This window comes from Sorangium sp. So ce117 (assembly GCF_051524395.1).
GTDB classification, from domain to species: Bacteria; Myxococcota_A; Polyangia; order Polyangiales; family Polyangiaceae; genus Sorangium; species Sorangium cellulosum_B.
Window position 1 is genome coordinate 4,331,805 of sequence record NZ_CP150309.1, and the last position, 13,440, is coordinate 4,345,244.

At 70.1% G+C, this 13,440-nt stretch carries 11 protein-coding genes; 5 read left to right on the forward strand and 6 right to left on the reverse strand.

The window, feature by feature from the left end:
• The first annotated feature begins 1 nt into the window (after position 1).
• On the forward strand, positions 2–3,331 hold the full coding sequence (locus WMF46_RS16180; protein ID WP_437986422.1) for an SNF2-related protein: 3,330 nt from the start codon (positions 2–4) through the stop codon (positions 3,329–3,331).
• Between the two features lie 162 nt (positions 3,332–3,493).
• On the opposite strand, the gene WMF46_RS16185 is transcribed toward WMF46_RS16180, so the two are convergent.
• The 3 genes from WMF46_RS16185 to WMF46_RS16195 are packed head-to-tail and all read right to left on the reverse strand — an operon-like array spanning position 3,494 to position 5,328.
• A complete protein-coding gene (locus WMF46_RS16185) occupies positions 3,494–4,102 on the reverse strand; it encodes an ExbD/TolR family protein (protein WP_012235622.1) in 609 nt (202 codons plus the stop codon).
• The gene (locus tag WMF46_RS16190; protein WP_437986423.1) at positions 4,099–4,662 is read right to left on the reverse strand and encodes an ExbD/TolR family protein; all 564 of its coding nucleotides are present in this window, start codon (positions 4,660–4,662) and stop codon (positions 4,099–4,101) included. The genes WMF46_RS16185 and WMF46_RS16190 overlap by 4 nt, the downstream gene beginning before the upstream one ends.
• 3 nt (positions 4,663–4,665) lie before the next feature.
• The gene (locus WMF46_RS16195; RefSeq protein WP_272098212.1) at positions 4,666–5,328 is read right to left on the reverse strand and encodes a MotA/TolQ/ExbB proton channel family protein; all 663 of its coding nucleotides are present in this window, start codon (positions 5,326–5,328) and stop codon (positions 4,666–4,668) included.
• Positions 5,329–6,340: 1,012 nt separating this feature from the next.
• Between WMF46_RS16195 and WMF46_RS16200 the strand changes: the two genes are divergently transcribed.
• The 4 genes from WMF46_RS16200 (at position 6,341) to WMF46_RS16215 (ending at position 9,549) form a co-directional block, all read left to right on the forward strand.
• The gene (locus WMF46_RS16200) at positions 6,341–6,961 is read left to right on the forward strand and encodes a MotA/TolQ/ExbB proton channel family protein (RefSeq protein WP_231864858.1); all 621 of its coding nucleotides are present in this window, start codon (positions 6,341–6,343) and stop codon (positions 6,959–6,961) included.
• Positions 6,962–7,187: 226 nt separating this feature from the next.
• Positions 7,188–7,757, forward strand: a complete 570-nt coding sequence (locus tag WMF46_RS16205; RefSeq protein ID WP_437552848.1) for a biopolymer transporter ExbD — start codon at positions 7,188–7,190, stop codon at positions 7,755–7,757.
• Between the two features lie 15 nt (positions 7,758–7,772).
• Positions 7,773–8,354: an ExbD/TolR family protein gene (locus WMF46_RS16210; RefSeq protein ID WP_437552849.1), complete on the forward strand. Its 582-nt coding sequence runs from the start codon at positions 7,773–7,775 to the stop codon at positions 8,352–8,354.
• Between the two features lie 190 nt (positions 8,355–8,544).
• A complete protein-coding gene (locus tag WMF46_RS16215) occupies positions 8,545–9,549 on the forward strand; it encodes a hypothetical protein (protein ID WP_437986424.1) in 1,005 nt (334 codons plus the stop codon).
• Positions 9,550–9,689: 140 nt separating this feature from the next.
• Here WMF46_RS16215 and WMF46_RS16220 read toward each other — a convergent pair whose 3' ends face one another.
• From WMF46_RS16220 to WMF46_RS16230, 3 genes are read right to left on the reverse strand one after another with little or no spacing between them, the layout of a single operon-like run.
• Positions 9,690–10,991 (reverse strand): DUF4147 domain-containing protein, encoded by a 1,302-nt coding sequence (locus WMF46_RS16220; protein ID WP_437986425.1) that lies wholly within the window; start codon positions 10,989–10,991, stop codon positions 9,690–9,692.
• The gene (locus WMF46_RS16225) at positions 10,988–11,710 is read right to left on the reverse strand and encodes a hypothetical protein (RefSeq protein ID WP_437986426.1); all 723 of its coding nucleotides are present in this window, start codon (positions 11,708–11,710) and stop codon (positions 10,988–10,990) included. Before WMF46_RS16225 ends, WMF46_RS16220 begins: the two co-directional genes overlap by 4 nt.
• On the reverse strand, positions 11,710–13,041 hold the full coding sequence (locus WMF46_RS16230; protein ID WP_437986427.1) for an HD domain-containing protein: 1,332 nt from the start codon (positions 13,039–13,041) through the stop codon (positions 11,710–11,712). Before WMF46_RS16230 ends, WMF46_RS16225 begins: the two co-directional genes overlap by 1 nt.
• Between the last annotated feature and the right edge of the window lie 399 nt (positions 13,042–13,440).

Sequence of the window (13,440 nt, forward strand, 5' to 3'; positions counted from 1 at the left end):
CGTGCCGCCTCCGATCTCCGACGCACTCTCCACCCTCAGCGATCGTGGCCTGCGAAGGCTGCTTGGCGCCCGCACCTTCCTCCGCGGGCTGGAGTACTTCCGCCGCCGCGTCGTTGAGGACATCTCCATCAACGAGACGATGGCGAGCGGTACCGTCCGCGCCGCCGACTCCGAGCCGTATCCGGTCAAGGTCGAGCTATCGCCCGATGGCATCCAGTCGCAGTGTTCCTGTCCGGCGTTCCAGAAGGCTGGGCAGCACTGCAAGCACGTCGCGGCGCTGCTCATCAGCATCCGCGACCAGGCGCGCGGCGCACAGCCGCGGCGCGAGCCGCCGATCCCGGCGCTCGTCCCGCAGACCGCCCACGCCGGCGGCGACGCCCTGAAGCGCGTGCGCCGCCGCGATCGCCGCGGGCGCCTGGCGATCACGCCAGCGGCGCCCGTCCAGACCGTCGTCGGCACCCACGGGCCGCCGGGCTCACCCGTCGCCCTCGCGGCGCCGATCCTGGACGCGACGGCCAAGCAGACCGGGATCGGCGCCTGGCTTCCGCCCGAGGGCGTCACCGGGGCACGGCGCGTGGAGTTCCGCCTCCACGTGCGGCAAGGGGCGCTGACCGTCACCGTCCTCGACGCCGAGGCGCGCGTCCCAGTGCTGCCCTCTGCGGCGCTCGCCTGGCAGGCGCTCTATCCGACGCCGGATCGCGACGCGCTCCGGCTGCTCGCCCGGTTCGAGAGCGGCAACCCGCGCCACCCGGCCGTCGACATCCGCGGCGAGGACGTGGCCGAGCTGCTCCCGCTGCTCGAGGGCCAGCGCGTGCTGCTCGAGCCGGCCCTGATGCAGCTCCGCTTCGGCGACGACAGCCTGCGGCCGCGCTTCGATCTCGAGACCGTCGGCGGCGACACCATCATCGTGAAGACGAGCTTCGAGCGGGGGAACGACAAGCGCCGCTTCTCGCTGCTGCAGGGCGGGTGGTTCGAGGGCTGGCCGGGCTGGCACATCGACACGCAGGAGGGGCTCGCGCGCCGCATCGACAAGCGCGTCTCCCCCGCGGCGATGCGCCGCCTGCTCCGCTCGCCGACCATCGGCGAGCCGATGAGCGAGCTGGCCCGCATCATCATGCAGGGGCTGCCCAAGATCGCGCTCGAGGTCGGCGCGGAGCTGCCCGACCTGAACCAGATCGCCGAGGTCGTCGATCTCGTGCCCACGTTCCGCATGCGCGCGGGCGGCTCGCTCATCGAGGCGCGCGTCACGCTGACCGCCGCCTACGGCGACGCGGAGGTCGCCGTGCGCGCCGACGGCATGTCGCCCCCGGTGCTCATTCAGCCGCCCGAGGAGGGGATGAAGCGCGCCCGCTGCATCCGCGTGGACATCGCCGCGCAGCAGGAGGCGGCGAGCAAGCTGCTCGCCCTCGGGCTCAGGCCGGACGAGACGGGCCAGGGCTTCGTCGCGAACGGCGACCAGGCGCTCACCTTCTGGACCGAGGGGCTCGCCGAGCTCCCCGACGACTGGGACCTCTTCGTCCCCGAGGATCTCGTCGACACGCAGGTGCGCGGCAGGCCGATCGGCGTGTTCGCCAAGGTCACCTCGGGGATGGACTGGCTGAACGTCAAGCTCAGCTTCGAGAGCGAGGGCGTCGGCGTCGATCGCGACGAGCTGCGCCGCTGTCTCGCCGAGGGCAAGCGCTACGTCCGCCTCGAGGACGGGTCGTTCGCCGCGTTCGATCCCGACGCCGTGCGCGCGATGCTCGATCGCGAGGTCGAGCTGATGATGGCGGCCGGCAAGAGCGGCCGTCTGCCGCTCGCGCAGGCCGGGCGGGTGCACGAGCTGCTCCAGCACGCGAGCGGATCGAGCGTGACCGCCTCCGCGCGCGAGCTGTTCCAGAAGCTCAGCAACATCGACGAGATCGGCAGCACCAAGCGGCCCAGGAACCTGAAGGCGACGCTCCGTCCCTACCAGGAGGCGGGCCTCTCGTGGCTCAAGTTCATCCATGACATCGGCTCCGGCGGCGTGCTCGCCGACGACATGGGCCTCGGCAAGACAGTCCAGACGCTCGCCCTCCTGCTCGCCGTCAAGCAGGAGGAGAAGCACATGCGCGCGCTGATCGTCGCCCCGACGAGCGTCGTCACGAACTGGGAGCGCGAGCTCGCCCGGTTCGCGCCCTCGCTGTCGGTCGCCCTCTGGCACGGCGCCGATCGCAAGGATCAGATCGACGAGGTGAAGGCCGCGGAGGTGGTGATCACGAGCTACGCGCTCCTCCGTCGCGACGAGGATTTCCTCGCGCAGCTCGACCTGAGCTACGCCATCCTCGACGAGGCGCAGCACATCAAGAACCCGATGAGCGCCACCGCCGCGGCGGCCAAGCGGCTCCGCGCGAAGCGCCGGCTCGCGCTGACGGGCACGCCCATCGAGAACCGGCTCTCGGAGATCTGGTCCATCTTCGACTTCGTCTCGCCGGGCCTGCTCGGCTCGCTTGACAAGTTCGAGGCCCGCTTCTCGCGCCCGATCGAGGCGGGCGACTACAGGACCGCGCAGCGGCTCCGCGCCGCCATCCACCCGTTCATCCTGCGCCGCACGAAGCAGGAGGTCGCCAAGGATCTTCCCGAGAAGATCGAGATGGATCAGATCTGCGATCTCACCGGCGAGCAGCGGGCGCTCTACCTGCAGGTCGCGCGCGAGGTGCGGGCGCAGGTCCTCGGCGAGGTCGAGCGCGTCGGCCTCGCGAAGAGCCAGCTGCAGATCCTCGCCGGCCTTACCCGCCTCCGGCAGGCGGCCTGCGACCCGCGGCTGCTCGGCTTGCCGCGGGAGTTCGGCGACGACGACTCGGGCAAGCTCGTCGCGGTCCGGGAGCTCATCGCGAACGCCGTCGAGGGCGGGCACAAGGTCCTCGTCTTCAGCCAGTTCGTGATGATGCTGAGGCTCATCGAGAAGGCGATGAAGGAGGATGGTGTCGCCTACGAGTACCTCGACGGCTCCACGAAGGACCGCGCGGAGCGCGTCGACCGCTTCCAGAACGATCCGAGCGTGCCGGTCTTCCTCATCAGCCTCAAGGCGGGCGGCACGGGCCTGAACCTCACCGCGGCCGACACGGTCATCCACTTCGATCCGTGGTGGAACCCGGCGGTCGAGCAGCAGGCCACCGACCGCGCCCACCGCATCGGGCAGACGAAGGTGGTGACGGCCTACCGGCTCATCGCCGAGGGGACGATCGAGGAGAAGATCCTGCTGCTCAAGGACAAGAAGCGTCAGCTCGTCGCCTCCGTCCTCAGCGAGGACGCGGGCGGCGCGAAGAAGCTCACCAAGGCCGACCTGGAAGAGCTGTTCGCGGTGGACTGAAAGAACGACGGCGCGCTGGGGGAGCGCGCCGGTCGGGGAACACCGGCCGATCCATGAGAGCGCGCAGGGGAGCGCGCCCTCACGGGGGCACAGGTCGATCCATGGCGGCGCTCGGAGTGGCCCTCGCGGGGCCTTCCGGCACCGCAGGGCGGGGGAGGGGGGCTACGGCTTGCGGCCGCCGCTCAGGACCATCAGGTGGTACTTGCCGAACTCGCTCTGCCCCAGGGTGAACAGGACCTCGATCAGCAGGCGGTACGGCGTGGTTGCGTCGGCGACGATGATCGCCTCCGACGACGACGGATCGAGCCCTTTCGCCGCGCGAATGGCCTTGTCCGTCTCGCGCGCGTGGGACAGGGCGTTCGCCAGCGGCACGATGTAGAGATCGTTCGGGCCGCTTCGCTTGTACTTTGCGTCGACGCCCGACTGCGCGAGCTGCTCGCGGTTGGGCAGCATGACGATCGGGGTCGGATCCTCGCCGACCAGGATCTGCGACTTCGAGACGATGACGACGACGCCCTCCTGGGAGGGCTCGGCCTGCATCACCGACTTCGGCAGGGTGAGGTCCTTCGACTGCGGGATGGATGCCGCCGACGATCCCACGCTCTTCAGCAAGAAGACGAGGATGATCGTCATCAGGTCGAGCATCGCCGTGATGTTCAAGAAGTCGATCTCGGGGTCCCGCCGGTTCCTTCGGATCGCCTTCCGGAGGGCCGCCTTGTAGCGGACGACGCTCGCCTTCGGCCGCGGGGCAGGTCGCTGCTCGGCGCTCATCGGGCCACCCCGAAGTGGACCTCCGGGAACAGCACCTCCCCGTCGTCGCTCCTCAGCGCATCCATCACGTCGATGATCGTCTTGTAGTCGATGCCCGGGTTCGCCGTGATCGTCACCTGCGTCTCCTCTTTGAACTCGGGGCGGGCGTTTTTGAGGCGCTTCGCGCACGCCGTGAGCGCGGGGTAGTCATAGCTGTCGTTCGCCTTCGGCACCGTGACCCCGCCGCCCACGTCCTGGCAGCCGGTCGCGATGTTGCCGCTCGACGTCTTCAGCGAGATCCCCTGGCTCGTGATGAACGCGGAGAGGTTCAACGCCTTGCTCGAGAGCTCGCTGCGCACCTTGCCCCCCCCGATGGATGGCGGGGTCGTGTCGATCGACGACACGAATGTCACCGACACGCTGGCGAGCACGAAGATGAGGATGTTCATGATGATGTCGAGGTACGGGACGACGTTGAGCTCGCCGGCCTCCTCCCCGGCATCGGGCTCCTTGGGGTGCGATAGGCGCCGGATCTTCGATCGCTGCGCCGAGCTGAGCGGGACGTCTTGCGGGTCCGCCATGGGCTAGTAGCCAGGCTTGCTGCTGATCGTGAGCAGGTTGAAGACGCGCTCGGTCGTCGACTCGAGATCGTGCTGGATGTTCTTGGAGCGGGTGTGGAGCAGCACGTGCGCGATCATGCAGACGACCGCGATGGCGAGGCCGAACGCCGTGTTGTACATGGCCTCCGCGATGCCGTTCGAGAGCATCCGCTGCTTGTCGGCCTGCGAGAGGCCCTGGGCGGCGATGGAGGCGAACGTGTTGATCAGGCCGGAGACCGTCCCGATGAGGCCGATCAGCGTCGCGATGTTCGCGAGCGACCACAGGGCGCCGATGCGCTTCTCCACGGCCGGCTTGAGCTCGGACAGCTTCTCGCTGAGGGCGGCGTCGATCTCGTCGGCCCCCTTGTTCGCGTGGGTCAGGCCGGCCTTAACGAGCTGCAGGATCGGGTAGTCGCTCGCGTCGCAGAGCTTGATGGCGCGGTCGATGTTGCCGGCCGCCACCAGCTTCTTGACCTGCGCGAAGAACTCCTTGGAGTTCACGCGGTAGCGTCCCAGCTGGAACGCCGTTCGTTCGATGATGATGGTCACCACGACCGCGGAGACGACCAGGTTCGCGATCAGGAAGGTCGGATTGTGCTTGATGGCCTCCCACATCCCACCTTCGCCACCACCCTCGGCCGCCAACATCAGCAGATGACGCATCCTCGAAGTCCCTTTCTCAGCGTCGTCAGAAGCCCGACAATCTCCAGGCGCGGCGACTATAACTGCCGCCCGATCCCGTGTGCAAGCTCGGCGATGCTGCCGCGCCCCGAGCCGCGAGGCCGGGATCGCCGAAAATCCCCGCAAGAACCAGCGCATCTCACGGCGAGCTCGCCCCGGCCACGCGGACGGGCGCCCTCGGCGCCGAGGCCGGACAGGGTGGTCCGGAGACCCCTGAATCGCTCCGGCTGCCGGCGTCTGAGCGGGCCACCGTGCTCTGCCATCGCCGCGTCGTCCGGGCGGATGAGTCGCTGCGCTCGCTTTCGGGTGACGCGGCTCGCACTGCCGCGGCGCGCGATCCGGCCGGTGATGGTCCATGCGGGCGCTGCGCCCCCTGAAATTCGCGGCATCTGCCGCAGGTCGGCCCGCATCGCTCCCGGCCGATCATGACATAACCCCGCGATTGTTGTAAAGTTTTGCCCGTATCAGAGCGCTCACGTGTGGCCAAATCTCTCTTGACGGCGCCGGGTCTCAATCGCGAAGATGCGCGAGTCCCCCGGGCGCGTCGGCGTAGCTCGGCCACAAGGCGGCACGCTCTGCGGTGAACGGGGAGCCGCGCCCAGAGCCATGAAAGGGCCCCTGGCGCGACGACGCGAAGTCAGTCTTGGACGACAGGTGGGAGAGCTGGGACGGCGCCGCGCGCCGGCACCAGAAGAGACGATCAGGACTCTTGCAGAGGTCAGCGCCGCTCGGCTAGCGTCCCGTGGGCATCTCGCCAGAGAGCGACAGCAGCACGCCGTCCACGGCCAGCGCCGCCAAGCAAAACAGGCCTCTCATCCGTCTTTACGTGTGAGTGAAAGACTGCCGCCCCTCGGCAACACGAGTCTGACAAAGGGAACCGATCGAGTTGCGCGAAACCTCATCCCGGGGACGCGAGGCGAACTGGAGGACAGAAGCAATGCACGGAGCGTATGAAGCTTTCAAAGAGGGTGGGTGGGGTATGTGGCCCATCCTGTTCTGGTCGATCCTCACGATCGGCATCATCGTCGAACGCGCCCTCTACCTGTTCGGCTCGTCCATCAACAAGGACGTCTTTCTCGCCACCATGCAGAAGTGCATCCTGGCGGGTGACGTTGCCAAGGCCGTGAAGATGTGTTCGGCGGCGAACGCCCCGCTCGCCCGCATCGTCCAGGCCGGCCTTGTCAAGGTGAACCGTCCCGACGAGGAGGTCCAGGCGGCGATGGACGAGGCGGCTCTCCGCGAGCTGCCGAAGATCTCGGCGCGCACCTCGTACCTCGCGCTGCTCGCGAACCTCGCGATGCTCTCCGGCCTCCTCGGGACCGTGACGGGCCTCATCAAGTCGTTCGGCTCGGTCGCCGGCGAGTCGGTCGACCCCAGCCAGAAGGCCCGCGTGCTCGCGCTCGGGATCTCCGAGGCCATGAACTGCACCGCCTTCGGCCTCGGCGTGGCCATCATCGGCCTCATCGGCTTCGCCGTGCTGAACGGCAAGACGCAGCACATCGAGGACGACATCAACGAGGCGTCGGTGCAGATCCTCAACCTCGTCGTCGCGAACCGTCAGAAGGTGAATGTCGCTGCAGTAGGTCAGGCGGCTGCCTGATGGTCCTCGGCGGGCCCGGGTCGTCGAGCGCCCTCCGCGCGCGATGCCGCCTGGGCCCGCTCTCGCGCCTCGAAGCCCCGGACGGCGGCTTCCGCCGCCGGGGCCCCGGGAACTTCGGAAGAGCGACGAAGTCAGACCCAGCATGGTGCCCCACCGCGAGCTGCGGGCAGGGCGTTCCCCGCAACAACTTGGATAGGTGAGCTCAGGCTCACGTTGGGAAGGCAATATGGGCGGCGTAGACGTCGGCGACGGTGGCGGCAAGAAGCGGTCGACGAACACTGATATCAACATGATCCCGTTCATCGACCTGCTGATGGTCACGATTGCATTCCTGTTGATCACGGCGGTCTGGGTCACCAACTCGCGCATGAACGCGGACGCCCAGGTCCCTGGCCCTCCGGACCCGAACAAGGAGCTCACCCCGCAGACACCGGAGAAGGTGCTGAACCTTCACATCGGCGAGAGCGAGTTCGGGCTCGTGTGGAAGCAGGGCGCGACGGTGGTCAACGAGGTCAAGGTGAACAAGTCGCCCGTCGAGATCGGCAGCGCGGACTCGAAGATCGTCCGCTACCCCGAGCTGGCGAAGCGGATCGAGGAGGAGTGGAAGACCCACGGCGGCCACCGCGATCCGAGCGACAAGAAGCTCGACCAGGCCATCCTCCACACCGACAACCGGACGCCCTTCAAGGAGATCGTCGCGGTGCTCGACGCGCTCTACGCGCCCAAGCGCGAGATGCGGTTGCCCGATGGGAACAAGCAGGTCCCCGTGTTCAACATGACGTTCTCGGTCCGCTGAGGCAGGAGCGCGCACATGGATAGGTTCAATCCGAAGCACCACAAGAACCCCCACGCTCATGTGATCCACCAGCCGGGCCGCCGGCTGATGAAGGGCGTGCCGCTCCGGTTCGTGTGGAACAAGGTGTCCGGACACGGGGCTCGCAGCCCGAACGCGGGGCTCAACCTCGTGAGCTTCATCGACTTCCTCGTCGTGACCGTGATCTTCCTCCTGATGTCCTTCTCGGCGTCAGGTGAGATCGCTGTCGACAAGAACGTCAGGCTCCCGAAGGCGGAGAACGTCGAGGACGTCATCGACGCGCCGATGGTCGCCGTGAACGGCAACCAGATCCTCGTCGACGGCGCCCTGGCCGGGTCGACCCGCGCGATCGAGGAGCTCGGGCGGCTTCAGAAGATCGACGAGCTCTTCAACCTGCTCAAGAACAAGCGCGAGCTGTGGAAGCAGGTGCAGCCGAACAAGCCGTTCCCCGGCGTGTGCATCCTCCAGGTCGATCAGAACGTGCCCGCGCTGGTCGTGAAGAGCGTGTTCCAGACCGCGGCGTTCGCCGGTTACCCGAACGTCAGCTTCATGGTCAGCAAGCTCCCGAAGTCGCAGTGATCCCCGCTTCTTGACCTATCGAGCACAGAAGGATGGGGCACGCCGGGCGACCCCCGGCGGCCTCGGTCACCATGGAACGTGGTGGCTCCAGCGGCGCGCTCGGCGCGGCCTTCGCCTCTACGCGGCTCGCGTGGAGGAGGCTGCCTTGCTCGGGTGATCGGGCTGGGGCCTCCTGCGTGGAGCCTCTGCTATGTCCTCTGAACAGCCGCCCCGCGAGCGCGGCCTGCCGTCGGTCTACAAGGCGCGCGAGGCGCGCTCCAAGATGCGCTGGCCCCCGGCGAAGTTCTGGGGTTACACGGCCCTCGTCCTGGCGGTCTCGGCGATCCTCCACTGGAAATGGTCGCAGGGGCAGATGGAGAGCGCGCGCCAGAAGCTGATGGCGCGCCAGCGTGCGGTCGCCGTCGAGCTTGGCCCGCGCTGGTTCCCCATGCGCGAGCGCGTGGAGGGCTGGACCCTCGATCTAGCGCGGAGCGCCGGCGCCGATCTCGTGGATCGGGAGGCGCTCAAGACGTGGAATTTCCGTGAGCTTGCGGGTATTTACCTGCGCCTCCGGCTAGACGAGGCCACGGGCGTCGACGCTGTCCGGAAGAACGCGCAGCAGTCGCTCCGCGACGCGTTCACTGCGTGTCTCTTGCGTGTGCCGAACCCGAACCCGCTGGCCGGCGCGGAGTGCAAGCGCACGCGTGACTGCCCCGCGGGCGACTACTGCAACGAGGCAGAGCGCTGCTCCAGGCCCGCGCAGCCCTTCAACCTGCGCGTCGCCTACCGGACGATGCACGTCCTCTCGGACGAGTGGGTGCGTGACGCACAGGATGCCTCGAGCGAGCTCCGCTTGCGGCTGCTGGAGTCCAGCTTCGAGGACACGATGCGCGACGATGTTCCGCTCGCGGCGGAGCTCCTCACGCGGGCGCAGTATTACCTCCTCGTCCTCGACGAGCAGGCCGAGGGAGCGGCGAGCACCGAGGCGTTGCTCGGGGTGCCGCACATGGCGCGGGTCGGGGTGTGGCGGCTGTCGGACGGCAAGCCCATCCTGCGGGTGCGCCGCGAAGCGAGCGGCAACCTCATCGGCGGGACGCCCTCGGTCGAGGGGAGCGTGCTCGATGCACGGCAGCGGCAGGCGAACAGCTGCGCGCTTGCGCTCGCGGTGCGCGAAGCGATGGGCGACACCACGGCCGCGGTCACCGAGCCGCAGTAGGGCGCGCCGCCCCCGCGGCGTGCGTGCCGCTCATCGCGCCCGCGCGCGTGAGCTCGCCTCGTAGCCCGCGCCGCCGCGTGAGCTCACGCGCGCTGGCGCGCCGCAGCGCGCGCTGGCGCGCCGCACCGCGCGCTGCCGCGTCAGCGCACACGCGCGCCTCCGAGGAAGTCGCGCGCGACGATGTGCAAGTCCGTGAGGTTGTGACCTGTCGGGCCCGTCTCGACGCGCGTGCCGAGCGCGCGGTGAACGACGGCGTCGTCGAAGCGCGCGAGCGCGGAGTCGATCGTGCGGTCGTCCGTCGCGGCGGCTGCCGCGCGGGCAACGGCCGCTCCCGCGGCGCCGGAGCTGCCGTCGACGCCGTCGGAGGCCGCGCAGAGGAGCGCGACGTCCGGCGGCAAGCCGCGCAGGGCAGCGAGCGCGATCCATCCTGCGCGGCCGCCAGCCCCGCGGTGAGCCGACAGCGCCAGCGTCGGTTCGCACGGGATCACGGCCGCTTCGCCGGGAGCGAGGGTGCGCGCGAGCGCGAGGCGACGCTCCACGATCGCGCGCGCGTCGCCGTCCTCGGCGGGGGCGGCGGTGGCGCGGAGCCCTGCCCTGTCGGCGAGGGCCGCCGCCACGCGCTCCGCGAGCTTGTCCGGATCGGCGAGCACGCGCGCTTGCAGGCGCCGCGCGTCCGCTGGCTTCAGCGACTCGCTGAACGCGGGCGTGAGCCGCGCGAACCGAGGGGCCCAGCGATCGAGCGCGGCGAGCGCCTCCTCCACGCGCGTCGGGTCCGGGACGGTGGGGCCCGAGCCGACGTCGTGCGGGAGTCCACCCACGACGTCGCTCATGAGCAGCGTCAGCACGCGCGCCGGGGCCGCCGCCGCCGCGAGCCGCCCACCCTTGATCCGCGACAGGTGGCGGCGAACGAGGTTGACGTCCTGGATCGGCGCGCCTGCTTCCAGGAGCTCTGCGACGACGGCCTGCTTGTCGGCGAGGGACACGCCCGGAGGCGGCGCGGCGAGCAGCGCCGAGGCGCCGCCGGAGAGGAGGGCGATCAACAGATCCTCGGGCCCGAGCGCGGCCGCGATGGCGAGGGCCGCTTCGGCCGCGTCCACGCTGTGCGCGTCGGGGATGGGGTGCGCCGCGCGCATCACGCGCAGCGGGCGCAGCGCGGCCTCCTCGGGGTCGGCCATCGATGTCGTCTCATCGCGCGCGGCGAGCGCCGGGGCCGCGACGGTGATGACGAGCCCTCCGGCGATCCTGTCACCCCAGCGGCGGAGCGCGCCCCGGGCCATCCCGGGCGCCGCCTTCCCCGCCGCGATGACGAACACGCGGCCGCGGTGCGCTTCGGACTCGGCGTCGAGCGCGCGCTCGACGAGCCCAGCTGGGTCGAGCTCTGCCAGCCCGGCGCGGAACGCGGCCACCAGCGCCGCGCGCAGCTCGTCGAGCGCGGCGCTCAACGGGTGCTCGCGCCGACCACGCCGCGCTGCGCCGCCCCCTGGGCGGGGGCGCGGTCGCCTGCGTCGACGAGGTGCGCGCGGAGGACGTGATGCCAGCCGAGCGTGACCGAGAGGAGCGCCCGCTGCGCGTCGCGCGGGCCGTCGTCGCCCGAGAGCTCCGGCCCGCGAAAGCGGAGCGCGCCCCGCAGGCCGAGGAACGGGCCGGTGGCGTCTCCCAGGAGCGGCACGTCGAGCGACAGCGAGAGCTCCAGCCCGGGCTCCGCGGCGAGCCCGGCTCCGGGCGGCGCTTCCCAGAACGAGCCCACGCCGAGCGCCACGGAATCGATGAAGAGGTCGAGCCAGGGGGCGCTGCGCTCGAGATTGCTCGCATAGCGGGCGAGGAAGAGCGGCTGGATGAAGACGCCGCTCGCGATCGAGCGCGCGACGGGCGCCCCCTCTGCGCCGAGCGCGTCGGTGTAGTGCGCGTACAGGCCGGCGGTCGAGAGGTACACCGCGGCGCCGCGCGCGCAGAGCGCCGGACCGCCGTCCGCGAACGAGGCGCCCGCGCCCGCGCGCAGATCGAGGTCTCCGTCCAGCCGGCCGTACGCGCCGTCGCCTTCCGCATGCGCCGTGGACGCCCCCGCGAGCGCCGCGAGCGCTGCGACGCCGGCGAGCGCCCTGGTGATGGCGCGGCGCGTGGGCTCGCACGATCCCCGGGCTGCCTTGTTCCTGGTGGTCATCAGCGTATCAGCGCCTCCCGCACCGTATCCCGCAGCTCGGGCGCGAAGAGGATCCGGGTGCGAGTCATCGTCTCGTTGCGCAGCCGATCCAGCAAGAAGGACACCTCGGCGGGGCGCCGCGGGCGCCCTTTGGAGTAGACGACCATGAGCGACGCGTCCTCGGCGTAGGGCGTGTCCTCGGCGACGTCGACGCCGACGTACACCTCCGGGTCGAGCCCGGCGCTCTGCGCGATCCCGCGCACGGTCTCAAGCGCCGCCGCGCGCCGGGCGTCGCGCTCGGCCGGCGACTCGCCGGGCTCCGGGAACAGCTCGACCGACTTGAAGAGCGAGCGCACGCGCAGGCGGCGGGCCAGATCGGACAGCACGGGATCGGGCGCCGCTTCCCAGGCATGGATGGACCCGAGCAGGACCTGATCGTCGAGCTCGAGGTACTGCTCCAGGGTGGGCATCTCGCCGACGGCCATCGCCGCGATGGCCGTGGGGACCTCGGGGATCCGGTCCCCGGCGGCGAGGCGGGTGACGACGCGCCGGAGGATGGCGCCGATCATCCACTCCGCGCTGCGCGTCGTCTTGTGGAAATAGACCTGCTGAAACATGAAGAAGCGAGCGAGCAGGAACGACTCTATCGCGCTCATCCCCTTCGTCCCGTCGATGGCGAGCGCGGGCGCCGGCGGGGCAGACGCGGCGCCGCCGCCGGGCATCTCCACCTGGACGTCGCTGAACCTGAGGCTGCGGAGCAGCCATGGCAGATCGTACTCGCCGTACCTGACGCCCGTCGCGTGCGCGTCGCGGAGCAGGTAGTCGCAGCGATCGACGTCAAAGGTGCCGCTCACCGCCTTGGCGAGGTACGGCAGCTCGTGCCGCCCGCCGATGAGGTCGGCGACCCGCTGCGGGAGGTAGGGATCCTGGCGCACGAGCACCTGGTGCACGTCCGAGGACCGGTCGAGCAGGATGCGCTCGGTCCAGCGCTCGTGGTGGAGCGCCCCCGGCATGGCTTCCTCGAAGAGGTGCGACAGCGGGCCGTGGCCGAGATCGTGCAGGAACGCTGCGGCGATCGCGTCGCGCGCGCGGTCGCTGGTCACTCTCTGCCAGAACGGAAGGTCGCGATCGATTTGACGGAGCCTCGCGATCAGGAGGCGCATCACGTGGGCGGCCCCGAGCGCGTGAGAGAAGCGGGTGTGCTCGGCGCCTGGGAAGGCGAGCGACGTCAGCCCGAGCTGACGGATGCGCCGCAGCCGCTGCACCTCGCGAGCGCCGAGCAAGCGCGGAACGATGGCCGCTTCGCCGCTCTCGAACTCGATCAAGCCGTGGACTGGGTCGCGCAGAATCAAGATGGGTCTCCACTCGACGCCATGGGCGCAAACGGCGCCGAGTCACTCAGGAGTCGCCTGATGGCGTCGATCTGCGGGCGTGCGCGCGGGGGGGAGGGCTCATTGCTTCGGGCGTGCGGCGTGGAGCACAGCATGGTGCGCCTCGAACAGGGGCGGGAAATCAAGGAGGTATGCGACGTTCCCACGTGGGCCCGCGGGAAGGCAAGCGCGGCTCGTCGCCGAGCCTTCCTCGTGAGCGATCCAGCGAACCGGTCGGCTCCGCCTGACGAGGACGATAGGCGCGCTGCATCGGGGCGTCATGAGCGTGGCGTGCGACGGAATCCACGGGATGCGGCCAGCCGCGCCGAGGCAGAATCGCGCGGCGGACGTCGTGCGGCCGACGTCGCGGACGTCGCCAAC